The organism is Empedobacter sp. GD03739, assembly GCF_029843245.1.
GTDB classification, from domain to species: domain Bacteria; phylum Bacteroidota; class Bacteroidia; order Flavobacteriales; family Weeksellaceae; genus Empedobacter; species Empedobacter falsenii_B.
In genome coordinates this window covers 1-25,627 of sequence record NZ_JAOCHX010000004.1, presented here as the reverse complement: position 1 = coordinate 25,627, position 25,627 = coordinate 1, and the positions used below count along the sequence as shown (strand labels likewise).

Genomic DNA, 25,627 nt, shown 5'->3' with positions numbered 1-25,627 from the left:
ATTATCATCATATAATGAATAAACCCCAAGATTGAATTAATCTTGGGGTTTATTTTATAATCATTATACCTTACGAAACAACTTCTATCAAACTACCTTTTTCTTCATCTTTTGTGATTTGTAGCGCAGCTGGAATTCGATCTTTTAATTCGTCAACATGAGAAATAATTCCGACAATTCGGTTCTCTTTTTGTAAACTCATCAACGTTTCAAACACGATATTTACCGCATCTGCGTCTTGCGTTCCAAAACCTTCATCAATAAAGAAGAAGTTCTTTTCCGACTTCGCATTTGTTTGCACACTTTCTGCCAAAGCCAAAGCCAAACTCAACGAAACTTGGAAAGATTGTCCTCCAGAAAGCGTTTTCACACTACGTGAACGACCTTCGTTCAAATAATCTATAATCTCAAAATCATTGTTGTCATTCATTTGTAAACTCAATTGATTTCTCGTCATTCGATGAAATCTCACATTTGCGTTATCACATAATTGTTTCAAATAAATTGACGAAACATATTGCACAAATCCTGCTGAATTAAACAAATTTCGCATCGTTTGTAAATTAGCCGCTCGCTTTTTCAACTTTTCCAATTCAATTAACAAATCTTTCTTTTCTGTAAAAGATTTATTCAATCGCTCAATTTCAGTTTTTATTTTAGTAACAACTTCAGTAGCTTCTTTCAATTGATTTATCACAAAAATCAATTTTTCTTCTTGTATTTTATAAATCGTTTCATCAAAAGAAACTTCCGATAATTTTTGCTCTAATTCATGAATTAAATTTTTCAACGTTTCATACAAAATTCGAAAATCTTCCAACTCTTTTCTGATTTGAGAAACATTAAATTTCTGATTTAAAACAAATTGAACCTCTTCAATGTTTTGTATTTGATATTTTTCTAATGCTTTTTCTATTTGATTTTGATTAATAGCCAACTCTTCTTTTAACTCAATAAGTTGTTTTTCAACTAATTCAATTGAAGTTTTTTGAGAAGCTAATTTTGGATTCAATTGATTTAAACTGTCTGTAAATTGAATATAATCTTGTTCAATTTTTGTATTATTTAACTTTAAATCATTCAAATTTTGAAGCACATTTTCTGTTGTTTGATTTTGAAAATCTTCAAATTTCAAGACTTTCAAATTTGCTTGATTTTGCTTGATTTGAGAAGCTTTTTCAGCTTCTTCTAATCTAAATTTTTCTAAAGCATTTTTATATTTTTCAACAGATTCACGTTCTTTCTCTAAAGTTTCACGAAAAGTTTCAATCTCTTTATTTTTATTCGAAATTGTTTTGTCCAAAGCAATAGCTGCTTTCTTTTTTTCTTCAAATAATTCAACATTTTTCGAATCAAAATCTTTCCAAACAAACAAATTCAGATGATTTTCTTGTTCAATTTTCAGATCATTCAAAACTTGATTTTCTTGTGCAATTTGTTTTTCAATAAACTGTTTTTGATCAATCATTTTCTGAACTTCATTTTGTTTTTTCTGAAGCGATTTTAACTTTTCATCAATTTGATTTAATTCATTATTTACAACTTCAAATTTCGTGGAAATATCATCAATTTCAACAATATTCGGATGCTCTAAAGCGCCACAAAGCGGACAAGATTCACCTTCGTTTAAATTATGTGCAAAATGAGCCAACTTTTGCTGAACTTCTAATTCATTTTTCTGTTTTTGAATTGATTTTTTAGTTGATTCAAGCTTTTCAAATTCAGAACTAAACCAATTTTCAAAACTTGAAATTTCAATATTATCTGTTTTGAATTGAGCTTCGAAAACATTAATTTGTTGCTTTTGCTCATCTATTTTAGTTTGTTGTTTCTGAATAGATTGTTGCAAATTTTGATTCTGAACAAACCAATTTCCAACCTCCATCAATGTTTGCGCATCTATTTTTGACTCAGCTAAAGTTTTGACTTCTTTTTCAGATAATTTGATTGAAGCTTCAATTTTCTGTTCATTTTTCTGAACCTCTTCAACTTCTTTCAAACCTTTTGCTGTTCTTACTTTTAACTTTTCTATCTCCTCTGAAAAAGTTAAAATTTGAACTATTAATTCTAAATCTGTTTCTTCTTTTCGTTTTATTGGTAAAGTTTCATAATCAGTTTTAATCGCTTCAATTTGGTTCGAAATTTCTTTGATTTGATTCTCGATTAAAGTCAGTTGTTTTTGTTGATTTTCAACTGAAATTGACTTTTCTTCAATCTGATTTGAAAGTTTTTTATGATTTTCTAAAAGTTGAGAAAACGCATTAAAAATCAATTCATAGCGCTCAATTTCAAGTTTTCGTTGATCCATTTCATTTTTCTGAACTGAAACTTTTTCAAAATCAATTTTCTTTTGTTTTAAAGTCTCAAAATCTGATTTCAACGCTTTTAAACGTTGAAATGATTCATTCATTTGATTATATTCTTCTTGAACTTGATTGGTAACTTTTGTTTGCTCAATCAAATTTTCTTCAAGCTCTTTTATTTTTTCTTCCGAAACTTCTTCAAATCCAGATAATTTCCCTTCTAGTTGATTCAAATTCGTTAAGTTTTGAGAATTTAAAGCTGCAACTTTATCTTGTAAATCATAACGATGAAGTCCAAAAATTTCCTTCATCATTTGTGTTCGATCTTTTGCACCCAACTCAATAAATTCCTTGAATTGCCCTTGCGGAATAATAATTGTTCGTTTGAAATTTTCGTAACTCAACCCAATTATTTCTTCTGCTTTCGAATGATTAAGCGGAATCCATTCATTGTCTTTTTGTTCATAAAAAACAACTATTGGCGATTTTACATCTTCAAAACGTTTCGAATTTCTTTTAAATTCACGTGTTGCTCTGAATAATTTTTGTTCAAAATTATAGAAATCAAACTCGATATATGCCAAATTCGATTTCAAATTCATCATATTGTAAGCACGCTTATCTTTGGAATTTAGACGTTCTGTTTCGCCATACAAAACGTACATAATCGCTTCCAAAATTGACGATTTTCCGGAACCTACATTCCCGAAAATTCCAAATAATCCTGCTTCTGTTAATTCAGAAAAGTCAATTGTTTGACGTTCTTGATACGAATAAAGTCCTTCTATGGTTAATTTTACTGGAATCATTTTTAAAGTTTTAAATTAAAATTTAGGTTGAGGATAAAATAAGTTTTTGATTCTTCAACAAGCTCACAATGATAGTTACATTATTTTGTCTTTCTGAATGCAGCTTCAGCAAAATGAAGAATCTTAGATTCCTCCTAACGTCGGAATGACAATTTCACTAATGTATTTATTCAATTTCATCAATCAAAAATTTCCATTCTGAATTAAAGTTATTTATTAACAATTCTTTCTTTTCTCTATTCCAACCTTTTATTTGTCTTCTCTTAAAATAGCTAAATTAACGTCGGAATGACAATTTCGTTAAATTACGAATTCAAAATTTCGTTAAACAAATCCTTTATTTCGTCGTTTGGTTCTTGATTTCCATTCTTCGATTTGAAATAATCTGCAAACAATTCTTTCATATCTTTTGTTTGATCTGCAAACTTATATTCGACTGTTTCAATCTCTTGATTTTTAACTTTCGGAATCAAATGAATAATTCCATCATGTGATTGATAAATCAATTTTCGTTCATCAACTTTCAAAAAAGAATCACTTTCTAAAGTCAATTCAACCAATGCATTTTGATTTTCATTTAACCATTCTACAGCCACATTTATATCATCAAAAGTTTTTCGAATAAGTGGTTTTCCGTTCTTTAATTCAACTTTATGATAAGAAATAGTTTGATTTGGTTCTGCTTCTATTATCGAAACATATTTCGTTTGACCAGCTTCGGAAAAGCTATAACACAAAGGCGAAGAACTGTACACAACAGGCTTTTCTTTCGTTCCGATGTTCTTAAAACCATGCAAATGTCCAAGCGCTGTATATTGAATTTGAGGCGGAATAGCTTCGGAAAAAATCATATCTGCATTTCCAATTTTAATCGGTTTTTCGCCTTCTGGTTCTTCTAAGATTTCAGCACCTTTTTGATTCATATACAAATGCGCCATCAACAAATTAACTCCATTTTCGTCACAATATTCATTCGCAATATTTTTCCAATTTGTCGCTAAAACTTCATTCAAAGCTTCTTCTTTATTCTCTCCAAAATATTGTTTCAGACGGATTTCGTTTGCATAAGGCGTATGAATAATTCGAATCGGAAAATTGAAAGAATTTAATTTCAATTCAATCATTCCTTCTACAGATTTCGAAATTTTGAAATCATTTAATTCAAATTCCTGAATTTTTGCATTTGGATAACCAATCAAAATAATTCCACATTCACGTGCCAACGGATCTGGCGCATCAATCAAACTTGGAGAATCGTGATTACCAGAAATCGCTACAACAGGACGTTTTCCGTTATTCGAAAGTCTTTTTAATGTTTTATAAAATAATTCTACAGCTTCTACACTTGGATTAAAATTATCAAATAAATCGCCCGCAATAAGTACCAAATCGACTTGTTGTTGATCTGCAATTTCGACAATTTCATTCATCACTAAAACTTGTTCTTCTAATCGCGAAAAACTATCTAATTTTTTACCCAAATGCCAATCGGCTGTATGTAGAATTTTTATCATTATTCTTCCGTTTCTGGTTTATTTTTATCGTTAAATTGCTGATTAATTGCTTTCAATCGAGCTTTTCGTTCGGCCTCAGCTTCTTGCGCTTTACGCTTCTTTTGATCTAACTTTTTCTTGTGCGCTTTTTTATTTGCGTCTGTATTTCTACTCATTTCTATTTGGTTTAAAATTAATTATTCTCCACGCCAAATGATGTCGCAAAGTTAGATTAAATGATAAAGAATTGTAAAACTTTTGTCTAACTAAATTGAAATTATTAACTTGGGTAGAAAGTAATCGAATTTATTAATTTTAAAACATTTATAATGGGAAAAGGCGATAAAAAATCGAGAAGAGGAAAAATTGTGAATGGCTCTTATGGTGTAAAACGTCTGAGACATAAGTATTATTATGAGGAAGATGTGGTTGAAGAAAAACCAACCAAAAAAGCTAAAAAGTAATTTTTTTGAAGCTGAAAATCACGATTGATTTTCAGCTTTTTTATTTTATTGAATTTTTAGACATTCTAACAAAAGTCATTGAATACAAAATCAACAACCTCATTATATTTGCCGAAACAAAAATAACATGAAAGCAATTTTATTTGCCTTATTTCTATTATTGAATACTACAATTTTTGCTCAATCTCTTGAAATAAAATCACCGAATGAACTTCCTAAAAATGATCAACGTACAAAGATATTTTTAGGAGGAACGATTGATATGGGAAATTCTGAAGATTGGCAAGCGAAAGTTTCAAAAGAACTGAAAAATGAAAAAGTCATCCTGCTAAATCCTCGTCGTGATGATTGGAATACTGCTTGGAAGCCTGTGAAAGAAGAGCCCGAATTTCGCAAACAAGTGGAGTGGGAATTGAATGCATTGGAAAAAGCAGACTATATTATTATGTTTTTTGGAAAAGATTCTAAAAGTCCGATTAGTTTGTTGGAAATGGGATTGTATGCAAAAAGTGGAAAACTTTTGGTGATTTGTCCAGATGGTTTTTGGCGAAAAGGGAATGTTGATATTACAGCAGAAAAATATGGTGTAAAACAATTTGATTCAATAGAAAATGTGTTAGATTATTTAAAAAATAATCTAAAATAAATAATTAAAAAAGAGAGATTTAAGTTGAAACATGAAAGGTTTAACATATAATTTTATTTCTCAAAATCTTATTTTAAAAATTTATGTTTTAGCTTTGAGACCGCTTTAATAGTAAGTTTTAGAGATTATGAAACATAATGATTTGGAAATTAATCGGTTGATTGAACGATTAGAATCTTTAGGAATTTTGGTCGAAAAAATCGAGAGTTCTGGTTTTGGTAGCATGTTAAATTTTGAAATGATTTATCAACTTCCTGAACAAAATATTTCTAATGCAATCAATTTTAGACGTTTTGATATACAAGATGTTTATCTTTATTTCAAAGAAGCTGTTAACCAAAAAGGAGATTTACTTTTTATAGAATAAACGAAAAATGCTCAAGAATTTGAGCATTTTTTTATTTCAATTTTTGTAAGTCATTAACCGTATAAAACTTCATATCATTGTTCTTTACAAACTTGCAAATCTCTTCTAAGGTTTTAAATTCAGTTTCATAATTATTAGTTGCTTTTGCAACTGTTTTATGCGCATAAAAAACGACTATCTTATTGTTATCCTTTGCGTATTGCAACAACGAAATAAAATAAGGTACACTAAAATGCGCGTAACTATTATCGATTCCTAAACCAAAAAATAACGGTTTATTTTGATAATAACAGTTCTGAAAATTAGGCGCTTCGTTTCCATAAGTTGTTCCTCTTAATGTTTTAAAATGATTGAAAAGTAATTGATCCGATTCTACACTTCGATCGCCATAAGGATAAGAAAAATCGGTTACATCAAGACCTTTGTTTTTCATCAAAGTTAGCATTGGAGCGATTTCTTTATCAATAAATTCTTTTCCTCCAAATTCTTTTATATACTTTGTTGTATGAACGTGATTTAAACCATGCGCAGCAATCTCATTTCCGTTTTGTTGCAGATAAGTTAACTCACGTATTTGACTCTCCGAAAGCTTATCAAAATGCGTTACATAGAACGTTCCTTTCCAATTGTATTGTTTCAATTTTATATTCGCATTGAACCATTCGTCCACATAATCATCATCAAACGTAAGCACCACTCCTGCTCTATTTGTAGATTTTTTTGGTTCTTTTATCGCATCTTCTTCGTGTGTACAGCTATTCAACACAAAAATTGAAATTAAGCAAATAAAATAATAATTAAGTTTTAGCATTCTTTATCAGTAAGTTTTAGTACTTAAATATATCGAAAAAGTAACTGCTAAAATGAGAAATTTTTAAAATTAAGCAAATCTTAATTTTAGATCATTTTGAAGTGATTTAAAACAAAAAAACCACTCAAAATTGAGTGGTTTAGAAAATACTATAGTGTAATTTATATCTGCTGATACATAAAGTTTTCACCTAAATAAACGCGACGAACATCTTCATCATTTGCTAATTCTTCTGGCGAACCTTCTTTCAAGATTTTACCTTCGAACATAATATACGTTTTATCGGTAATTGCAAGCGTTTGCGATACATTATGATCGGTAATTAAGATTCCGATATTTTTATCTTTTAACGAACGTACAATCTTCTGAATATCCTCAACCGCAATTGGGTCAACTCCAGCAAAAGGCTCATCTAATAAGATAAAATTAGGTTCTGTTGCCAAACAACGTGCAATTTCGCAACGACGACGCTCACCTCCAGAAAGTAAATCTCCACGATTTTTACGAACATGCTCTAACGAAAACTCTTCAATCAAAGCATCTGTACGCATTTGTTGTTCTTTTTTGGAATGTTTCGTGAATTGTAAAACAGATTTGATGTTATCTTCTACAGAAAGTTTACGAAAAACAGAGGCTTCTTGCGCCAAATATCCAATACCTTTTTGCGCGCGTTTGTACATCGCATCGTTTGTGATATCTTGTTTATCTAAAAAAACTTTTCCTTGCGTAGCCTTTACTAAACCAACAATCATATAGAAAGAAGTCGTTTTACCAGCACCATTTGGTCCTAATAATCCAATAATTTCTCCTTGTTCTACTTGAAAAGACACATTTTTTACGACGTGTTTTTTACCGTAATCTTTTACTAAATTCTGACCTTTTAATACAATTCCCATATCGCTTCAAAGATAGGATTTTTGTTATTTAATCGAGTTAATAATATCATATTTTGTGATGATATGATATTTTCCGTTTTCTAATTCTATTAAAACAGCTTGATTATCCTTTGTAATTAACTTCGAAACTTCTTCAATAGATGTTCCTGCTTTAACAACTGGATAAGGTTTTCCCATAATTTCATGAACAGGTTTTTCAGCAACATTTCTATCTTCTAAAAATGCTTGAAACAAATCTGATTCATCCAAAGAACCAACAATTCCATTTACATCCATTACTGGAATTTGAGAAATTTTGAAACGACGCATACGATCAATTGCATGAGAAGCCAATTCCTCTGTACGAACCGTTACCAAAGGTTTATCGACATGTTCTTTAATCAAATCCACAGCCGTTTTGATTTCTTCGTCCAAATATCCTCTGTCACGCATCCAATCATCATTAAAGATTTTTCCTACGTAACGAGAACCTGAATCGTGGAATAAAACCACTACAACATCATCTGGTCCGAATTCGTCTTTCATTTGTAATAATCCTTTGATCGCAGAACCCGAAGACATTCCGACAAACAAACCTTCCTCTAAAGCTAAACGACGCGTATAAACCGCTGCATCTTTATCAGTCACTTTTGTAAATCCATCAATAATATCAAAATCTACGTTTTCAGGTAAAATATCTTCACCAATTCCTTCTGTTACATAAGAATACACTTCATTTTCATCGAAAATTCCAGTTTCTTTATATTTTTTGAAAACTGATCCATACGTATCAACTCCCCAAATTTTAATGTTAGGATTTTTTTCTTTCAAGTATTTTCCAACACCTGAAATTGTTCCTCCAGTTCCTACTCCAACAATAAAATGCGTTACTTTTCCTTCTGTCTGTTCCCAAATTTCTGGTCCAGTTTGCTCATAATTCGCTTGTGCATTCGATGGATTATCGTACTGATTGACATACCAACCATTCGGCGTTTCTTGTGCCAAACGTTTCGAAACTGAATAATAAGAACGTGGATCATCTGGCTCAACATCTGTAGGACAAACGACAACTTTTGCTCCAACAGCGCGCAAAATATCCATTTTCTCTTTCGATTGTTTGTCTGTAATCACACAAATTAATTTGTAACCTTTGATCACAGCAGCCAAAGCTAACCCCATTCCTGTGTTACCAGAAGTACCTTCGATAATTGTACCTCCAGGAACTAAACGACCATCTTTTTCGGCATCTTCGACCATTTTCAATGCCATACGATCTTTACAAGAATGACCAGGGTTAAAATATTCAACTTTTGCTAAAACTGTACATGGCAAATCCTTTGTAATCTTATTAATTTTAACCAAAGGTGTATTCCCAATCGTTTCTAATATATTGTTTGCGTATTTCATTTTTTTCTAACTTTTAAATTAAAACATTAAATTTTATCTAAAATTAATCGCTTTTGCAGGTGTAATTTTAGATATCATATACGATGGCAAAAGTAATACAATTGCACAAACTAATAACGCTCCTGCATTCAATAAAACAATTGTGCCAAAATCTAAATAAACTGGAGCTGTTGATAAATAATAGTTTTCTGCCGGAAGTTTGATAATTCCGAAATATTTCTGAATCAATAATAATCCAAGTCCAATTGCATTTCCAGCAATTAATCCTGGCAGCATAATAAATAATGCGTAATTGATGAATAATTTTCGGATTCGCCAATTTGTTGCACCAAATGCTTTTAAAATTCCGATTGAATGTGTGCGTTCTAAAATTAAAATCAATAAAACCATCACCATATTAATTAACACCACAAAAAGCATGATAAAAAGAATAATGACAATATTTTTATCGAAAATTGAAATCCAATCGTTGATCTGAGCAAAAGATGCTGTTGCTGATTCTGCATATAAATTATACGGAATATTTTCTTGCACACGCTTTGCAATTGGGTCAATATTTTCGACATCATTTACAAATAATTCAAATCCACCAACAGTTGTCGAATCCCAACGATTAAGACGTTGTACATGCTTGATATCACCAAACATAATTTGATCGTCAAAATTTTTGATATCTGTTTTGAACAATCCAGAAATGGTAAATCGACGATAAATAGGCTTTGTATCTTCTTGAATAAAATACATCACAAACGAACTATCCACATCTAATTTCATTTCGTCCGCAATCTTTTTCGATAATAAAACCTCATCCATAATCGAATCTTTATTGATTCGTGGAAAATGTCCTTTTACCATAAATTTCTCGAAACGAACCGAATCATAATCTGTTCCAACTCCTTTGAACACAACACCACTAAAGTTTTCATCCGTTCGGATTACACCACTTTTATTAGCAATTGCTTGTACATGTTCTATTTCTGGAATCGATTTAAACTTTGGATAAAAAGCTTGATGAAGTGATAATGAATCAGAATTTAATGACGTATTACTATTGTAGTTTCTAATCGTAATATGACCATTAAAATCGGCCAATTTTTCTTTTATTGCCATTCTTGCTCCAACACCAGTCGAAATCGTCACCAAAGAAACAATCAACCCTAATGCTACCGCAATTTGACCTACTCGAATAATAATACTCGATAAGTTATTTTTAGTATTTTTACCAAGCGCAATTTTTTTTGAAAACCACCAAGAAAAACTCAAATTATATATTTTTTATAAGATTAAAACTAACTTTAGGCTTTAAATTCGTCTAAATTCAAATGATTCAAAACGAAATGAAAAACTTTGTCAAATATACATCAATTGGTTTACTTAGTTCAGTTATTTTTTTCGGCTTTTCTACTCCAATTTTAGCTCAAAATAATACATCAAAAACGATAGAAAATCATTCAACTATTCTTGTTGGAGCAGAAAATACAGCTAACTATCTTTCGAAATTAAAAGGTAAAAAAGTTGGATTAATTTCTAATCAAACAGGAATTGTAACCATTAATGGAACTACGATGCATACAGTTGATTTGTTATTAAAAAATAACATCAATGTGGTTAAACTTTATTCCCCAGAACACGGTTTTCGTGGAGATGCTGATGCTGGCGCTAAGGTAAAATCTGGTGTTGATGTTAAAACTAACTTGCCAATTATTTCGCTTTATGGTGATAATAAAAAACCAAAAGCAAATCAGATTGCTGATGTAGATGTTTTGGTTTTTGATATGCAAGATGTTGGTGCGCGTTTTTACACTTACATTTCTACTTTGCATTATGTTTTGGAGGCTGCGGCTGAAAATGGTAAGAAAGTAATTGTATTGGATAGACCAAATCCGAACGGACATTATGTGGACGGACCTGTAATGAAAAACGAGTACAAATCATTTGTTGGAATGCACAATGTTCCGATTGTTTATGGAATGACGATTGGCGAATATGCACAAATGATAAACGGTGAAGGTTGGCTAGCAAATGGTGTAAAAGCAGATTTGGAAATTATTCCATTGATCAATTATACGCATCAATCCAAGTATAATTTACCTGTAAAACCATCGCCAAATTTACCAAATGCTCACGCGATTAATTTATATCCAAGTACCTGTTTGTTTGAAGGGACAAACGTTAACGAAGGTCGTGGAACAGATATTCAGTTTCAGGTTTATGGTTCACCATTCCTAAAAAATATGCCTTATCAATATACGCCAACTTCAAAACCTGGTGCAACAAGTCCAAAATTCAAAGATGATGTTTGTTATGGCGAGGATTTATCGGATGTTCCGTATCAATCTTCCATCAATTTGAAATGGTTAATCAATGCGTATAAAAACAATACGAAGCAACCTTTTTGGACGATGAATGGTAAAAAATTGTGGATTGATCAACTTTCTGGAACTGATGAATTGCGCAAACAAATAGAAGCAGGTTTATCAGAAGAAGAAATAAAAGCAACTTGGCAAAAAGATTTAGAAGCTTTCAAGAAGATAAGAGCAAAATATTTGATTTATAATTAAATTAATGCAAGTTAAAAGAAGCGTTCTTCAAAAACTGTCTACAAATGAATTAAATTCTTATATCAAAGATGATTCTAGATTTGTTCCTGAAGCAATAGAAATGGCTTTCGAAATTTTAAAAAATGAACGAAATGTTCAGTTTTCTGAAATTGAAACAACTCGAATTAAAAATTTAATTTCATCTAAAATTATTTATCATGAAAAAGAAAAAAAGAAAAATTCTTTCGAACCAAATTTAGTTGAAGACATTGAGGAGAATAATGAAGTTCCAAAACTTCATACTAAAACTGAAATTGTTTTTCATTCAAGCGTATTTTTTTCTTTTATTGGAGCTGTATTATTCTATAAAAATCTAAAAAAAATTAAAGACATAATACGCTTTCATTATGTTATTTTAGCTCTTTTTAGCCTTTCGATGTTAGTTTTTGATTATTATTTATACGAATATATAGTTAATCATCAAGAAGAATTATCACATATTAAATACAAACGTTTTGGTAATTTCGGGATATTTATAACAATTCGTGGAATAGCAAATTTGATTCTTATTAGCTTGATATGGAATTACTTTTTTGGAAAAGATTTTAAGTATAGAGAATTAAAATAATAAAAAAACGGAAGTCAAATTTGACTTCCGTTTTTATGTTTTAGAATGATTATTTTTCTCCTACAACAGCAGAAATAGATTCGCCTAATTCTTTTACTTTTTCATATAATTTTGTTGAACCTTTTTCAAATTCAATTGTAATTTTTCCTTCACGTGCCTTTATTTCTAAAGAATCTCCTTCTCGCCAAACATAGTTTTTTCCTTCAGTCGTTGGCTTTCCAAAAGATTTCTCTATTTCATTTATTGCAGCTTTAGATTTTGGTTTATCAAAAATTGCCGAATACGAATAAACTTCGTTGCTATCGCTCACATTTATCGAAACTGTAGAATGAGTTGTTGTCCCCGATGTTTTTGTTTTCGTGACCGCAGTTGCAGTCTGGGCTTGACAAGTAAAAGCTGTTATCAAAATAGCTCCAATTAATAGTATCTTTTTCATATTTTTATTTTTTATAAAATTCTGAAAAAGATTAATTTGCGTAGGTTAATGAACGGTTAACGAAGCGTTAACACAAAAAAAGCTACAAAATAATTGTAGCTCATTTTTTACGTATTTGTATTATTTATATTTTTTGTCGCAAGAATTTTGTCTCCAAGATTTTTAATTTTATCTACAATTTCTTGATTATCTAGATTAAAAGTTGCTTTCATCGAATAATAAGATACTGTATTATTAACTTTCAACTGCGCAAAAGCTGAAAGAGTTAACATAAACAGAACAATACTTAAAGATTTTTTCATTTAAGGTTTATTATTAAACGATAAATATCTAAAATTTTCAGCAGAAAAACATCTTATAATTCGTTTAATATTTCAATTGTTAAGAATTCTCCAGTCATCGAATCAAAAGAAAATAAACAGTTTAGACGACTATAATCATTTGCCAAACGATTTGGATCATTATTAATAATTCTTTGATAATCATTACTTTTACGAACATGCGTCTCATCAACATTTCGATTTAAATCAAAAATATTTTGACCTTCATAAACCTTACAAATTGGATTTGGAGAAAGATAAAACTTAATCGAAGTAATCATTTCATCAACAATTTTCACAGAAATGCCTTTTTCCTTGTACAACACAATTTTTCCTTGAGCGATATTCTGCTCTGAAATATTAGATTCAAATTCAGTTTGAAATGATTGAAATAATTCATCATTCATCGATTTTCCGATCAATGAAAAATACTGATTTGGATTGGCTTGAAATAAGTTTGTCATATTGTATAGAATTGATTTCATAAAAAAACCTTTCCAAAAATAGAAAGGTTTTGATTAATTATTGATTTAAAAATCTTAGTTTTCTTTCAAATAAACTCCATCTGCCTCAAAATTATATTGCAACTGAGGTTTTGTAATTTTCGCAATTTCTTCTTTCGATTGTCCTGCATCTTCTGCATAATGGCGCAATTTCTCAACGGAAATTTCACTAACAAAAGCTTTTCCGAGCACGACAACATTCGCTTTTTCACCATCTAAAGGCATAAAAAAACCATAATCTTTGAAACGCACAAACGACTGTTCATTGCCTTTTCCAAGATCAACTTTCATCCAACAACCTTTCTTTTTACAAACAGATTCTATCGTCGAAACAAACTGAACATTTTCCAAAGAATCACCACTTTTCATGTTATCGTATAACTTTCCAAGTTCGCTTTTCGTCAATGTATTTTTGATATCAAACGATTCTCCATACACTTGATACGCGTATAAATCATCTATTTTAGCCGTTCCGTTATCTAAAATTTTTGATTGAACTTTAGAAGCTTTTTCAGTTTTAGCCTTCGTTTCTTTTCTTGTTTGTGCATTTGTTGTCAATACAAAACAAGTTAAAGCACAAAGAGTTAAAATATATTTTTTCATAAGAGTCTTATTTAGTTCAAATTTAAATAATTGTCCATTAACAATTTTATATTTGGATATGAATTTTCTAATAATTGAGGAATTTCATTCTCTTTTTTCCATTCAACCGATTCAATTCCTTCCTCAGTTTGCGGCAAAGGCAATTCAACACCGTCATAAAAAACTTCGAACCAAAATGTTTCTTTGATAATATATTCTCTCAAAAAATAAATGTGAAAAGTAGGCATCAAAAATCGTTTCAACTCTAAATTTGTCAAACTACATTCTTCTTCAATTTCGCGAATTGCAGATTCTTCTCTCGATTCTCCTTTCTCCATTTTACCTTTTGGCAAATCCCATTTCCCAAGTCTGAAAATGAACAAATAATCGTCTTGCGGATTACGAACAATTCCGCCCGCGGCTTGAATATGTTTGTAATATTTTAAGAATTTCGTCCAAACAACATCAATATCTTCACTAAAAATATTGACTAAAGCGGCTGCTTTTGATGATAATAAATGAAAAGATTCATCAAATTGAGCTTCATTTTGAAACAAAATATTTTTTGCTTCTGGATTAGATTGGTTGCTGAAAGTTAACAAACTTTCATTAAAAAAAACTTTGTACATTTGAACGATTTGTTACAAATTTATAAAAAACTCACAAGGATATGAAGGTAAATACAAATAAAGTCCGTTTTGCAAAAAATCAACAAGAAGCATACACTTTTTTGTTGGATATGAAGAATTATGAGCAATTGATGCCAGAGGATACAAAATCGTTTGAAATTCACGAATCTGGAAAAGGATTTACGGTTGGTGTTGGTGCTTTACCAAAGGTTGGAATGCGTTTGAAAGAGACAGTTGAGCCATCGAAAATTGTTTTCGAATCTCCTGCACCTGCTTTTGAATATACTTTGACAATTTCTATTGATGCTGTTGATGAGAATTCGTCTGATGTTACGTTAGATTTTGATGGAAATTTCAATATGATGATCGAAATGATGGCGAAAAAACCATTGACATCTTTCATTGAAACTATTGCAGAAAATTTAGGAAAAATAGGGTAAAACCATTTTTTCGGTAAATAAAATTTCTAAAACTGTTAAATAAACTTTATATTTTAAAGTTATTTAGCAGTTTTTTTATCTAAATTATTTTTTATGAAACACTTTTACTCAAAAATAATTCTCCTACTCTTTTTTACTTTTACACTAAATAGTTTTTTATTTGGTCAATATATTCAGGTAGATACATCTTTACCGAAAGAAGAATTAATTGATAAATTTATTGGAACAAACACAGGTTGTATTACTATTTCTAATATTAATATTTCAGGATACAATAGAGCTTATGATGAAATAAGCTATGGTTATTTTACAAAAGGAACTAGTAATTTTGATCTTTCTGAAGGAATTATTTTATCTACTGGAAAAGCAAAAGCTGCTGAAGGTCCAAATGCTACTTTACAAAGTTTTTATGGAACTAATTGGGGAGGAGATCAAGATTTAATTGATATTTTGATACAATCTAATTTACCTCATGACAAGATTTTAAATGCAACTTATCTTGAATTTGATTTTGTATCAAATCTAACAACAGATCAAATTAGTTTCGAATATATGTTTCTTTCAGAAGAATATCAATCAAGTAATTGCCAATACTCTGATGCTTTTGCCTTCTTAATCAAAAAAGCAGATAATTCTGAACCCTATCAAAATATCGCATTAGTTCCAAATACAACTATTCCTGTTACTTCATTAACCATAAATGGCGCAAGAGATTGTCCGAGAAACACATCATATTTTGGAAGTTTTAATACTAGGAATAGTCCAACGAATTTCAATGGACAAACAAAAGTTTTGAAAGCAAATGCACAAATAGAAGCTGACACAAAATATCATATCAAATTGGTAATTGCTGATCATGGAGATTCAAAAGGTCGTTATGATTCTGCTGTTTTCTTGAAAGCTGGAAGTTTTATAGGTTCAAAAAGTTTAGGTTCTGATGTTGTATTATGTCCTGGAACATCTGAAACAATAGATGCGACAACGACAAATGCTACAACCTATAAATGGTACAAAGATGGTGTGGAAATTAGTGGTGAAACAAATGCAACATTAGTGGTAGATGAAACAGGTTATTACGAAGTAGAAATCACATTGAATACTGGTTGTTCTTTGAAAGGTCATATTAATGTTTCTGTACAAGAAGAACCTCAAATATATCAAGATCGTTTTTCTATTTGTGATGATGATTTAGATGGAAAAACACAAATAAATTTAGACGAATATACTGATCGAATTGTAGAAGATTATTATTCTGCTCATCAAGTGAAATATTTTGAAACCGAACTAGATGCAAATAATAATATTTCTGCTGGGATAACAAATTTCGAATTAAATGAAATTCAGACGTCTAAAGAAGTTTGGATTCGTGTCCAAATCGGAACTTGTAAGCCTGTTATTAAAGAAATTACTTTTACATTAAATCATTTAAGTGTTGCAAACGTAATTCCTCCAATAGAAATTTGTGATGAGAATTTAAGCAATGATGAAGAAATTGTTTTATCCGATTATGTTGATGACTTGGTTACAAATCTTGAAGGCTCACCGACATATTACTTAAATGAAATTGATGCTAAAAATAAAAAAAATAATATCAACACAACACAAATTATAAATTCAGATCAAACATTTTGGGTAAGATTTAAACAAAATGGATTATGCGAAAACGTTGCTCCATTGCATTTTATTTTCAAACAATCTGGAAAATCATCAACCTTAAAAGATCTTACAATTTGCAAAGGAACAACAACGACTTTAGACGCAGGTCCAGGATTTAAAACTTACGAATGGTTACATAATGGCGACAAAAATCAATCAATTACAAATGTTCCTGTTGGAACTTATTATGTGAAATTAGGATTGAATGGTTGTTTTTATACACAAGAAGTAAAAGTTATTGAAGCCGAAGATCCAACTATTCAATCTATCGAAATTCAAGGTTCTACGGTGACCATAAAAGTCACTGGATCTACGCTTCCATATCTGTATTCATTGGATAATGGCACTTTTCAATCTTCAAATATTTTCACAAATGTAACTTTAGGAACTCATACAATTTCTGTGAAATCGGCAGATAATTGTTTGCCTATTTCGAAAGAATTTTCGCTGATTAAACTAATCAATTTTATTTCTCCAAATGGTGATGGTAAAAATGATGTGTTGGATTATTCGCAATTAAAAAGTAAAATCAATCCGAAATTTATCATTTATAATCGAAAAGGAAAATTATTATTTACTGGTTCGGAAGCAAACAATTATACATGGGATGGAAAACTGAATGGAAAAGCGCTACCTTCCGATAGTTATTGGTATATTATCGAATGGACTGAACCAAATTCAACTCAAACTCAAAAATTTGAAGATTGGATTTTATTAAAAAGTACTTATTAATGAATAATTGGATAAATTTTCCTAAAAAGGATTTGATGCTCGAAATTTATTTTTCTGAACAAAATATGGAGGACAAAACTTTATTATTTTGGAATCAAATTAAAATTTCTCCTGAAATATGGAAATGTGATGATGTTATTGAGGATAATTTTTGGGTAGTTGCTGTATACGAAAATTATTTGATTTGGTACAATGATATTGAAGAAGGTTTTAATGTTTCAAGATTCAAAATTAAAGGTGAAATAGTAGAATATAACGCTTCTAAAGATGAATTAAATTTCGCAATTGAAGCGCTTAAAAATAAAATCGAATCTATTTAAAACAAAAAACCAGAAGATTAACTTCTGGTTTTTTTGTGATATATAATTTCAAATGATTAGCTCATTGATTTTTCGAAGCGTTTACGATCTACTTCTTTTAAGTGAATTTTACGTAAACGGATGAAATTTGGAGTTACCTCGATACATTCATCAGCTTGGATATATTCCATACATTCTTCCAAAGTCATTTCTGTTTTTGGAGCGATAGAAGATGAATCATCTTTACCAGCTGCACGGATATTGTTTAATTTTTTAGCTTCAACAACATTTACTACTAAATCATTGTTACGAGAATGCTCTCCGATAATCATTCCTTCGTAAACTTCTTCACCTGGCTCGATAAAGAATTTTCCACGATCTTGTAATTTATCAATAGAATAAGGAGTTGATGTACCTTGATCTTTTGAAATAATTACACCTGCAGAACGACCAGCGATTGCTCCTTTGAATGGTTTATATTCTAAGAAAGTGTGTGCCATTACAGCTTCACCAGCAGTAGAAGTTAACATTTGAGAACGTAATCCGATTAATCCACGAGATGGAATTTCGAATTCTAAGTGTTGCATTCCTTCTTTCGCCTCCATAACTAATAAATCACCCTTACGTTGAGTTACTAAGTCGATTGCTTTAGAAGAATAATCATCTGGAACATCAATTACTAATGTTTCATATGGTTCACATTTTACACCATCAATTTCTTTTAAGATTACTTGTGGTTGTCCAACTGTTAACTCATAACCTTCGCGACGCATCGTTTCGATTAATACAGATAAGTGCATGATACCACGTCCGTAAACTAATTGTGTATTAGAATCTTCTGTTGGTTCTACACGTAAAGCTAAGTTACGCTCTAACTCATCTTCTAAACGTTCTACTAAGTGACGAGAAGTAACAAATTTACCATCTTTACCAAAGAATGGAGAGTTGTTAATTCCGAAAGACATATTCATTGTAGGCTCATCGATATGCATAACTGGTAATGCTTCTGGATTTTCTGGATCTGCAATTGTATCTCCAATTTGGAAACCATCGATACCAACAACAGCACAAATATCACCCGCTTTTACCTCAGTAGCTTTTACTTTACCTAAACCAGCAAATGTATATAATTCTTTGATTTTATGTTTTTTGAACGTTCCATCAGGTTTTGTTAAAGCAACCCAATCCCCTTCTTTAATAACACCACGGCTTACTTTACCAACTGCAATACGTCCTAAGAATTTAGAATAATCTAAAGATGTAATTTGCATTTGTAAAGAACCTTCGTAAGCTTCTGGAGCAGGAACATGTTCAAGAATACCATCCATTAATGGAGAAATATCGTCTACACGTACATTTTCTGTATTGAACCATCCTTGTTTAGATGAACCATAGAATGCTGGGAATTCCAATTGCTCTTCTGTTGCATCTAAGTTGAAGAATAATTCGAAAACTTTGTCATATACCTCATCAGGACGACAGTTTTCTTTGTCAACTTTGTTAATTACAACTAATGGTTTTAATCCTAATTCTAATGCTTTACTCAAAACAAAACGCGTTTGTGGCATTGGTCCTTCGAAAGCATCAACTAATAAGATAACCCCATCAGCCATTTTCAATACACGCTCAACTTCTCCACCGAAATCCGCGTGACCAGGAGTGTCAATCACATTGATTTTTATACCTTTGTAATCTACCGAAGCATTTTTAGAAAAGATCGTAATCCCTCTCTCACGCTCGATATCATTGTTATCCATGATTAATTCACCAGACTCTTGGTTTTCTCTAAAAACGTTTCCGCTGTGAAGAATTTTGTCAACCAATGTAGTTTTACCGTGGTCAACGTGTGCGATAATCGCAATATTTCTAATGTTTTGCATCCTTGAAAATTATGGGTGCAAATTTACGACAAATTTATTTTTTATTACTATACTTTTTATTTTATTTAATTTTAGCAATAATTAATTTAGAAAAATTTAATATTACTGAATACTTTTTACTAAAACGTTGATTTATTTGCAGATTGATTAATGAAAAACTAGTTTTTTCATTGAAAGATTTTAATGATTTCACTTATAATTCTTCATCATAATTACAAAAAACAAAAAAAATCTGCTACACTTTTGTGTAACAGATTTTTCGTGACTCGTCTGAGGCTCGAACTCAGGACCCCGAAATTAAGAGTTTCGTGCTCTACCAACTAAGCTAACGAGCCAAAATTAATAAACACAACAAACAAAATTATCTTGATTTGCTCTGCAAAGTTCTTTCAGACCAGAGGTTTTATCGAATAAAAACAATTGTATTATTAAATTTAACCTATAAAGCAAAATGATAATCCTACTATCTTATTTTCGGATTGAGTTTTAACTCATTCTATCTTAATCAAAATTCTAAATTTTAACGTCCATATTGTTGGTAATTATCGGTTGCATATTTCTCAAAACGCTTCAATAACGCAATATTATCTTTCTCGATTGGCGACAATTTATCCTCAACATTTGTATACAACGGCACATACCAATCTACATAATCAAAAAATTGTCGTGCGCCACGATTCGCAAACGAATAGCCATGACGCGCATAAATTGTATTGCGAATAATCTCTAAATCTAACTTATGTAGATTTTTCAATTGTTTTTCCGTCAACTTTTGCGTTGATCCATTTATCTTATAAATTTCATCCGAAGCAGCACGTTGCACATCTACAAAATACTCTTCCCCATCTGATTCGTCGTATTTTTTCTTTTTAGAATTCACCCAATCTACATTATCATATTCATCCGCATACTCTTCATCTACACCATATTTTGGCTGAATTAAAATATTTTTAGGATCATAGTTAAACATTGTTTTTTTCAAACTAAATTTTCGAGAAAGTACAGGTAAATCAGTACGTTTCGAAATCCAAGTTCCATAAATTGAATCATCTTTTTCAGAAATATTAAACTTAAAAGTTCCATCATATTTTTGATCGCCAGGTTCATTCGCCATCACATAACGTGAATTTCCTTCTTTCACCAAATCACCTTTAAATGGTCTGATGTTTCCCGCTGAAACACTATAACCTTCAACCGTATTATCATTATTTATTTTCTGAATAACAATACTAATTCGATTTCGAAGCGACCAATTATTACCTTTATCATAATCAACAGAATCTGCTTCAAAAATTCCAGACCAAAGCCCGATATCTTCTTGCGTTGGCTCGATATGAATCGATGAAATTGTATCATTAATATCATTATTTTTAACGGCATCTTTTTTGTCTTCTTTACAACTAAAAACAACAAGCGTAGTGCAAATAAGTAGTCCTATTTTTTTCATATTTTAGATTGTTTAGTTTTATAAATATAATATTCTACGAGCAATAAATTAGGTACAAATCCCAACCATGCTATAATTTGATAAACATCCATGGGCGCAGGATGAAAAAAATAAACCAAAATCACTTTCCAAGCGCGTAACGTAAGTGCAGAAACAGCCAACGCATAACTACGAAGCATAAAATTTCGGTGCGATTGAATATCTTTATGCTTAATTTTAACAACTGCAATCACAGTAAAAATCCACCAAAGAATACCGAGAATTACAAAAGCAGTTTTCGCAATTAATTCTCCATTTGCATAAAACCCAATATAAATTCCGCTCGGCGCAGCAAATAAAACAGTAATATAAAAATAAAATTTACCGAAAAACTGATGTGTTTTTCTGATTTGTTGATTGGTAATTTTAATGAATTGAACAATTCCAAAAAACAATGTAAATATTGCTGAATAAACGTGAATGTAAAAAATGGTTAAATAACTTGGAATTGTTGTCACCTCATCTTGTTTGATGGCTAAAAAAGAAACATCCGACGAAATCGGAATATAACGCAACGTGATTTGCAGCATTAATCCGAAGAAGTAAAGCCAAACAAGGAAAAGTAGTATTTTCCACCACGAGGTATTTTTTATTGCAGTTGCAAGTTTCAGATTTAGTTGATTTTGAATCTAAAAATACACTTTTTATTGAAAATTTACAATCTCTATTTTTGATGAATAACCTTTAAGACATCTTCATTATTATACTTTGAATTTAACGCACAATATATCAAATAAACTACAAAGGAGTAATCCTCAAGTATTTTCTTAGTTTTTTCAAAATTTAAACTAATCTTTTCAGAACCATTTTCTAAATCTTCAATTATAAAATACTTTTTGAAATGAGTATTTTGATTTCGCTTAATTATATTATCATTGTGAATAATAGAATTTCTACAATCTTTCATAAAAGTTAAAAACTCAAAAATATTCTGACTTAAAAACTTATTTGTTAAAACTCTTAAATTATTTTCTTTAATCTCAGAACTAAGATAAAGTTCTAATAATTCTAAACACTGATGTGATTTTAGATTTTCTTTTTTAATATCATTTCTATAATTTTTTAGAATTATTTTTTTATAGTCAAAACAACCTTCATCAATCTTTTCTTTAACAAAATTTAGATTTGATACATACTCATCTAAAATTAATTCAAACTCATCCCTATTTTCAATTCTGAATTGTTTAAATATTTTTAAAAATAAATTAATTAAATTCTCAAAAACAATAGCTATTTGTTGACAATAAATATCAGAAACTACTTTTTTGTAAAAACCAAATTTATCTCCTTTTTCTATTATTATTTTAGCACCTTCAATTTGAAAACTATCTGTAAAATTAGTATTAGATTTTTCATCATAAATTAATATAAAAGGGTCTCTTATTGATAATGCATGACCATCAAAATGTAACTCGTCTATTTTTATCTCTAAGCTCTTCATTACAAATTGAGCTTGTATTCTCTCTTTTAAAATTTTATTGAAGGTATCTTTAAATAAATTAGAATAGTCTTTCATCTTTTAAATATAATCTCCTAAAATACAAAAATCCCTCAGAAATTCTGAAGGATTTTATATTTATTGTTTGACTTGAGCAGCTTCCTGTTTCGCTTTTTCTTCTTCTAATGATTTTTGATATTCACCGAATTCGTCATCCGTTTCATTTAAATCTTCTTTATGATATTTCCCCACTTCAACCTCAAACGTATCCGCTGGACCAGTAATTTTGATCGGAATTCCGATAATTCCAAATGGAGGCAAACCAAGTCGCATACCAAGATTCATATAACCGTCTAACGTCACTTGACCTTCTATTCGTGGACGAAAACCTGCAATTTTGAATTTCGTACGGTTTATCGTAATTACATTATTTTCGATCTTCGTTTTGAACGTCACTTTCTTCACATTCGCATCATGCAACGCATCTGTCGACGTTTTTTCTGCAACCGAATTGAATACTTTAAATCCTAAAAACTTAATTTCTTCTAACGTAAAATCCCCTCCACCTTTTATGGTTTTCAATTTCGGGAACATATCTGCGCCCAAATCACCTTCGAGCTGATAATCCATTGAAACTTTCCCGTGCGCTTTTTCCGCTGCACTTGCCAATTCTCTAAACAACGTAATTTCGTGATAAGCGCGCTGAATATCGAAATTATTGGCTTTTACAGTAAAATTAAACTTCGCTTTTTTCGCATTTGTTGGCACATAATTTCCGTTCATTGTAAATTCAGAACCAATCAAATTAAATTTAGTATTTTGAAGTTCAAGATTCCCTTGTTTCAAACCTAAATCTCCTTCGAAATTTTGCAACGTAATATCTTTAAATAAAACCTCTTTTGCTTGACCTTTTATCGATAATTCTACATTTTCCGGCAACAAAACCACACCTTCTTCCGCAGCTATCGAGTTAGTCGCTGTCGATTCGGTATTAAATGCCATAAAATCATCAATATTGACACGATTTGTTTTGAAATTAATCGTTCCTTTTAGCATTTCATTATCTTTTAACGCATAATTGATATAATTCGAAACATCTCCATCAAATACAAAAACATTCTTTTTATAACGCGCTTTTACATCTTTAAAAGTCAAATGACTTCCTTCAAATCGGAAATCTCCTTGCTTGATAACAAATTTGCTCGGAAAGAATTTTGTATTAATCTTAATGTTCTGAATTTTCACAAAACCTTTGTTTTGAAAACTCTCCAAAGGCGCTCCATTATTTCCTTTTACACCAAAATTAGTTTCAATTAATCCATCAACATCTAAACCTTCAATTGGAAATAATTTGTAAATATTCGCTAAATTCAATTCACCTTTTGAATGAATTCGATAATCTAAATTGTTTAAATTCTTCAGATTTGCATTCACCATAAATGGTTTTCCTGCCAACGTAAATTTGATTGGCAAAACATCTATTGACAAATCGTTAAACGAACCTCTACCCGATTTTATATGCGTTTCTACCGTAATATTTTCTAAAGGTAAATTCGGATATTCGTGTAATTTGATGTAACCATTTTTCAAAATAACGACCGAATTAGAAACCGGAACTTTTTTACGTTTTGGCTCATACGTCCCGTTTGCTTTCATTTTCACAAGCAAATCGCCTCGCATATCAATATTCTTTATTGGATAAATTTTGTAGATATCCTCTAAATGAATTTTAGCACCAAAATCTGCATTAATCGGAAAATTATTCAGATTCTTCAATTCTAATCGTCCAATCATATAATTATCCATCGCTTTTGCATCAATTTTATGAACCAAAACAGACGTATTTTTGATATTTCCATCTGTATTTTTCATCGTCAAATCCAAATTAATGTGATCCAAAGCCGCAGGCATTTCATTCATTTTGAAATAACCATTTTCAAGATTAGCTTTTAGATAAAACGTTGGAATTTTTTTTAAAGGATTTTTCGCATTTTGAACGATTGAACCTTTCCAACTTCCTTCCATATCAAGAATTCCTTTTGCGTCAAATTGATTGAAACCTGTTGCATTTTTCAAGGCTTCCAAATCAATACTTGACTCGATAATTCCTTCCGAAAACATTGTTTTTCCCGCCCAATACGTGAAATTAGTTTTAGTTGTTCCATCTAACAATTTGAAATCAAGATTATCCATTTTCACACGCATTTTATCAGGATCTAACGCTTGTAAATCAACAGTAGAAACAAGATTTATATTTTTGATTGGAGAAGATGATTTCTTATAATTCATCCATCCATCATCAATTTTTGCATCAATATGAATATCTGGATTCTGATTCGTCATCGAATTCATTACCCCTTTCATCGTGAAAAGAATCGTCGAAGAACCTTTCAGTTCCACGTCTTTTGCCCATTCTTGATACGCTTCTGGAATAATCGCAGGAATATATTGCAAATCATTTTTCTCTGATGAAATTGTTAAATCAAAAACTTTACTTTCATTTGGCATCAACAAAGAACCTTTCAACGAAAAAGGAAATTGACCTAATTCGAGATTATTTTCAGTAAAATAAAAAGATAAATTATTTAAATCAATTTTCGAATTGATTTTTCCTTTTAAAGGTAAATTCTTAACATATTTCTGCTCATCAAAACTAAAATTGACATTTTTGATATCCGTTTTTGCATTTAATGTTAACTGATTTTCTGTAAAATCTATCAGTCCATCGTAATCAAATTGATCTAATTTTAAATAGGTTTTAGATGATTGATCATCGTATAAAAAGTTAGAATTAGCAATTTTAAAATTATTCAACGCTAATCCTACACTCGATTCTTCTTCTTTTTCAACCTCATCAGAAGGCTTAACAATATCAAAATTATT

General features: G+C 30.4%; 25 protein-coding genes and 1 tRNA gene. 8 read left to right on the top strand and 18 right to left on the bottom strand.

All coding sequences use genetic code 11. The features are described 5' to 3' along the window. Positions 1 to 70: 70 nt before the first annotated feature. The 3 genes from N5E64_RS02405 to N5E64_RS02395 all read right to left on the bottom strand — a co-directional run bounded on the left by N5E64_RS02405 (position 71) and on the right by N5E64_RS02395 (position 4,781). Complete coding sequence (locus N5E64_RS02405) at positions 71 to 3,112, bottom strand: SMC family ATPase (protein WP_280035555.1); 3,042 nt, start codon at positions 3,110 to 3,112, stop codon at positions 71 to 73. 305 nt (positions 3,113 to 3,417) lie between these two features. Beyond that, a complete protein-coding gene (locus N5E64_RS02400) occupies positions 3,418 to 4,623 on the bottom strand; it encodes an exonuclease subunit SbcD (RefSeq protein WP_038334675.1) in 1,206 nt (401 codons plus the stop codon). Positions 4,624 to 4,625: 2 nt separating this feature from the next. Then, the gene (locus tag N5E64_RS02395; protein WP_162835350.1) at positions 4,626 to 4,781 is read right to left on the bottom strand and encodes a hypothetical protein; all 156 of its coding nucleotides are present in this window, start codon (positions 4,779 to 4,781) and stop codon (positions 4,626 to 4,628) included. A 153-nt stretch (positions 4,782 to 4,934) separates the two neighbouring features. On the opposite strand from N5E64_RS02395, the gene N5E64_RS02390 reads away from it, so the two are divergent. The 3 genes from N5E64_RS02390 (at position 4,935) to N5E64_RS02380 (ending at position 6,082) form a co-directional block, all read left to right on the top strand. Beyond that, the gene (locus tag N5E64_RS02390) at positions 4,935 to 5,069 is read left to right on the top strand and encodes a 30S ribosomal protein THX (protein WP_084106891.1); all 135 of its coding nucleotides are present in this window, start codon (positions 4,935 to 4,937) and stop codon (positions 5,067 to 5,069) included. A 127-nt stretch (positions 5,070 to 5,196) separates the two neighbouring features. Next, positions 5,197 to 5,715, top strand: a complete 519-nt coding sequence (locus tag N5E64_RS02385) for a nucleoside 2-deoxyribosyltransferase domain-containing protein (protein ID WP_115001357.1) — start codon at positions 5,197 to 5,199, stop codon at positions 5,713 to 5,715. 127 nt (positions 5,716 to 5,842) lie between these two features. Then, positions 5,843 to 6,082, top strand: a complete 240-nt coding sequence (locus tag N5E64_RS02380; protein WP_038334521.1) for a hypothetical protein — start codon at positions 5,843 to 5,845, stop codon at positions 6,080 to 6,082. Between the two features lie 31 nt (positions 6,083 to 6,113). Here N5E64_RS02380 and N5E64_RS02375 read toward each other — a convergent pair whose 3' ends face one another. The 4 genes from N5E64_RS02375 to N5E64_RS02360 form a co-directional block, all read right to left on the bottom strand. Then, positions 6,114 to 6,893, bottom strand: a complete 780-nt coding sequence (locus N5E64_RS02375; protein WP_038334520.1) for a polysaccharide deacetylase family protein — start codon at positions 6,891 to 6,893, stop codon at positions 6,114 to 6,116. A 161-nt stretch (positions 6,894 to 7,054) separates the two neighbouring features. After that, positions 7,055 to 7,783 carry an LPS export ABC transporter ATP-binding protein gene (gene lptB, locus N5E64_RS02370; RefSeq protein ID WP_125348857.1) on the bottom strand — a complete coding sequence of 243 codons (729 nt, stop codon included), beginning with the start codon at positions 7,781 to 7,783 and terminating at the stop codon, positions 7,055 to 7,057. Positions 7,784 to 7,813: 30 nt separating this feature from the next. Next, positions 7,814 to 9,175, bottom strand: a complete 1,362-nt coding sequence (locus N5E64_RS02365; RefSeq protein WP_280035549.1) for a pyridoxal-phosphate dependent enzyme — start codon at positions 9,173 to 9,175, stop codon at positions 7,814 to 7,816. A gap of 33 nt (positions 9,176 to 9,208) precedes the next feature. After that, positions 9,209 to 10,438 (bottom strand): ABC transporter permease, encoded by a 1,230-nt coding sequence (locus N5E64_RS02360; protein WP_280035547.1) that lies wholly within the window; start codon positions 10,436 to 10,438, stop codon positions 9,209 to 9,211. Positions 10,439 to 10,512: 74 nt separating this feature from the next. Between N5E64_RS02360 and N5E64_RS02355 the strand changes: the two genes are divergently transcribed. Together N5E64_RS02355 and N5E64_RS02350 are read left to right on the top strand one after the other, a co-directional pair. Then, positions 10,513 to 11,736 carry a DUF1343 domain-containing protein gene (locus tag N5E64_RS02355; protein WP_280035545.1) on the top strand — a complete coding sequence of 408 codons (1,224 nt, stop codon included), beginning with the start codon at positions 10,513 to 10,515 and terminating at the stop codon, positions 11,734 to 11,736. Positions 11,737 to 11,740: 4 nt separating this feature from the next. Next, positions 11,741 to 12,343 (top strand): hypothetical protein, encoded by a 603-nt coding sequence (locus tag N5E64_RS02350; protein ID WP_125348793.1) that lies wholly within the window; start codon positions 11,741 to 11,743, stop codon positions 12,341 to 12,343. A gap of 49 nt (positions 12,344 to 12,392) precedes the next feature. Here the strand turns inward: N5E64_RS02350 and N5E64_RS02345 are convergent, their stop codons facing one another. The 5 genes from N5E64_RS02345 to N5E64_RS02325 form a co-directional block, all read right to left on the bottom strand. Next, the gene (locus N5E64_RS02345; RefSeq protein WP_280035539.1) at positions 12,393 to 12,779 is read right to left on the bottom strand and encodes a hypothetical protein; all 387 of its coding nucleotides are present in this window, start codon (positions 12,777 to 12,779) and stop codon (positions 12,393 to 12,395) included. 107 nt (positions 12,780 to 12,886) lie between these two features. Next, positions 12,887 to 13,081, bottom strand: a complete 195-nt coding sequence (locus N5E64_RS02340) for a hypothetical protein (RefSeq protein WP_280035537.1) — start codon at positions 13,079 to 13,081, stop codon at positions 12,887 to 12,889. Between the two features lie 53 nt (positions 13,082 to 13,134). After that, positions 13,135 to 13,584, bottom strand: a complete 450-nt coding sequence (locus N5E64_RS02335; protein ID WP_280035535.1) for a hypothetical protein — start codon at positions 13,582 to 13,584, stop codon at positions 13,135 to 13,137. A 54-nt stretch (positions 13,585 to 13,638) separates the two neighbouring features. Next, positions 13,639 to 14,205 (bottom strand): DUF4920 domain-containing protein, encoded by a 567-nt coding sequence (locus N5E64_RS02330; protein WP_280035533.1) that lies wholly within the window; start codon positions 14,203 to 14,205, stop codon positions 13,639 to 13,641. An 11-nt stretch (positions 14,206 to 14,216) separates the two neighbouring features. After that, positions 14,217 to 14,813: an NUDIX hydrolase gene (locus tag N5E64_RS02325; protein WP_219033584.1), complete on the bottom strand. Its 597-nt coding sequence runs from the start codon at positions 14,811 to 14,813 to the stop codon at positions 14,217 to 14,219. A gap of 41 nt (positions 14,814 to 14,854) precedes the next feature. Here N5E64_RS02325 and N5E64_RS02320 point away from each other — a divergent pair, with 41 nt between their 5' ends. The 3 genes from N5E64_RS02320 (at position 14,855) to N5E64_RS02310 (ending at position 17,961) form a co-directional block, all read left to right on the top strand. Further along, positions 14,855 to 15,253, top strand: a complete 399-nt coding sequence (locus N5E64_RS02320) for a hypothetical protein (RefSeq protein WP_038334509.1) — start codon at positions 14,855 to 14,857, stop codon at positions 15,251 to 15,253. A gap of 93 nt (positions 15,254 to 15,346) precedes the next feature. Further along, positions 15,347 to 17,641 (top strand): choice-of-anchor L domain-containing protein, encoded by a 2,295-nt coding sequence (locus tag N5E64_RS02315; protein ID WP_280035528.1) that lies wholly within the window; start codon positions 15,347 to 15,349, stop codon positions 17,639 to 17,641. Next, complete coding sequence (locus N5E64_RS02310; RefSeq protein ID WP_180904948.1) at positions 17,641 to 17,961, top strand: hypothetical protein; 321 nt, start codon at positions 17,641 to 17,643, stop codon at positions 17,959 to 17,961. Before N5E64_RS02315 ends, N5E64_RS02310 begins: the two co-directional genes overlap by 1 nt. Before the next feature lie 56 nt (positions 17,962 to 18,017). Here the strand turns inward: N5E64_RS02310 and typA are convergent, their stop codons facing one another. The 6 genes from typA to N5E64_RS02280 all read right to left on the bottom strand — a co-directional run. Then, entirely contained in the window at positions 18,018 to 19,820 is a 1,803-nt protein-coding gene (gene typA / locus N5E64_RS02305; protein ID WP_280035524.1) for a translational GTPase TypA, read from the bottom strand. Between the two features lie 262 nt (positions 19,821 to 20,082). Then, positions 20,083 to 20,155, bottom strand: a tRNA-Lys gene (locus tag N5E64_RS02300). Positions 20,156 to 20,340: 185 nt separating this feature from the next. Then, positions 20,341 to 21,267: a YARHG domain-containing protein gene (locus N5E64_RS02295; RefSeq protein ID WP_280035522.1), complete on the bottom strand. Its 927-nt coding sequence runs from the start codon at positions 21,265 to 21,267 to the stop codon at positions 20,341 to 20,343. Then, positions 21,264 to 21,836 carry a DUF2306 domain-containing protein gene (locus tag N5E64_RS02290; RefSeq protein ID WP_280035520.1) on the bottom strand — a complete coding sequence of 191 codons (573 nt, stop codon included), beginning with the start codon at positions 21,834 to 21,836 and terminating at the stop codon, positions 21,264 to 21,266. Before N5E64_RS02290 ends, N5E64_RS02295 begins: the two co-directional genes overlap by 4 nt. Before the next feature lie 134 nt (positions 21,837 to 21,970). After that, positions 21,971 to 22,822, bottom strand: coding sequence for a hypothetical protein (locus tag N5E64_RS02285; protein ID WP_280035518.1), 852 nt, complete (start codon positions 22,820 to 22,822; stop codon positions 21,971 to 21,973). 60 nt (positions 22,823 to 22,882) lie between these two features. After that, a partial coding sequence (locus tag N5E64_RS02280) for an AsmA-like C-terminal region-containing protein (RefSeq protein WP_280035516.1) occupies positions 22,883 to 25,627 on the bottom strand: 2,745 nt, incomplete at its 5' end.

What these genes read in the sequence shown, in the direction of transcription:
- N5E64_RS02405 (WP_280035555.1), bottom strand. Translation starts at nt 3,112, where the DNA reads ATGATTCCAGTAAAATTAACCATAGAAGGACTTTATTCGTATCAAGAA.
- N5E64_RS02395 (WP_162835350.1), bottom strand. Translation starts at nt 4,781, where the DNA reads ATGAGTAGAAATACAGACGCAAATAAAAAAGCGCACAAGAAAAAGTTA.
- N5E64_RS02390 (WP_084106891.1), top strand. Translation starts at nt 4,935, where the DNA reads ATGGGAAAAGGCGATAAAAAATCGAGAAGAGGAAAAATTGTGAATGGC.
- N5E64_RS02385 (WP_115001357.1), top strand. Translation starts at nt 5,197, where the DNA reads ATGAAAGCAATTTTATTTGCCTTATTTCTATTATTGAATACTACAATT.
- N5E64_RS02380 (WP_038334521.1), top strand. Translation starts at nt 5,843, where the DNA reads ATGAAACATAATGATTTGGAAATTAATCGGTTGATTGAACGATTAGAA.
- N5E64_RS02375 (WP_038334520.1), bottom strand. Translation starts at nt 6,893, where the DNA reads ATGCTAAAACTTAATTATTATTTTATTTGCTTAATTTCAATTTTTGTG.
- N5E64_RS02365 (WP_280035549.1), bottom strand. Translation starts at nt 9,175, where the DNA reads ATGAAATACGCAAACAATATATTAGAAACGATTGGGAATACACCTTTG.
- N5E64_RS02355 (WP_280035545.1), top strand. Translation starts at nt 10,513, where the DNA reads ATGAAAAACTTTGTCAAATATACATCAATTGGTTTACTTAGTTCAGTT.
- N5E64_RS02350 (WP_125348793.1), top strand. Translation starts at nt 11,741, where the DNA reads ATGCAAGTTAAAAGAAGCGTTCTTCAAAAACTGTCTACAAATGAATTA.
- N5E64_RS02345 (WP_280035539.1), bottom strand. Translation starts at nt 12,779, where the DNA reads ATGAAAAAGATACTATTAATTGGAGCTATTTTGATAACAGCTTTTACT.
- N5E64_RS02340 (WP_280035537.1), bottom strand. Translation starts at nt 13,081, where the DNA reads ATGAAAAAATCTTTAAGTATTGTTCTGTTTATGTTAACTCTTTCAGCT.
- N5E64_RS02335 (WP_280035535.1), bottom strand. Translation starts at nt 13,584, where the DNA reads ATGAAATCAATTCTATACAATATGACAAACTTATTTCAAGCCAATCCA.
- N5E64_RS02330 (WP_280035533.1), bottom strand. Translation starts at nt 14,205, where the DNA reads ATGAAAAAATATATTTTAACTCTTTGTGCTTTAACTTGTTTTGTATTG.
- N5E64_RS02325 (WP_219033584.1), bottom strand. Translation starts at nt 14,813, where the DNA reads ATGTACAAAGTTTTTTTTAATGAAAGTTTGTTAACTTTCAGCAACCAA.
- N5E64_RS02320 (WP_038334509.1), top strand. Translation starts at nt 14,855, where the DNA reads ATGAAGGTAAATACAAATAAAGTCCGTTTTGCAAAAAATCAACAAGAA.
- N5E64_RS02315 (WP_280035528.1), top strand. Translation starts at nt 15,347, where the DNA reads ATGAAACACTTTTACTCAAAAATAATTCTCCTACTCTTTTTTACTTTT.
- N5E64_RS02310 (WP_180904948.1), top strand. Translation starts at nt 17,641, where the DNA reads ATGAATAATTGGATAAATTTTCCTAAAAAGGATTTGATGCTCGAAATT.
- typA (WP_280035524.1), bottom strand. Translation starts at nt 19,820, where the DNA reads ATGCAAAACATTAGAAATATTGCGATTATCGCACACGTTGACCACGGT.
- N5E64_RS02295 (WP_280035522.1), bottom strand. Translation starts at nt 21,267, where the DNA reads ATGAAAAAAATAGGACTACTTATTTGCACTACGCTTGTTGTTTTTAGT.
- N5E64_RS02290 (WP_280035520.1), bottom strand. Translation starts at nt 21,836, where the DNA reads ATGCTGCAAATCACGTTGCGTTATATTCCGATTTCGTCGGATGTTTCT.
- N5E64_RS02285 (WP_280035518.1), bottom strand. Translation starts at nt 22,822, where the DNA reads ATGAAAGACTATTCTAATTTATTTAAAGATACCTTCAATAAAATTTTA.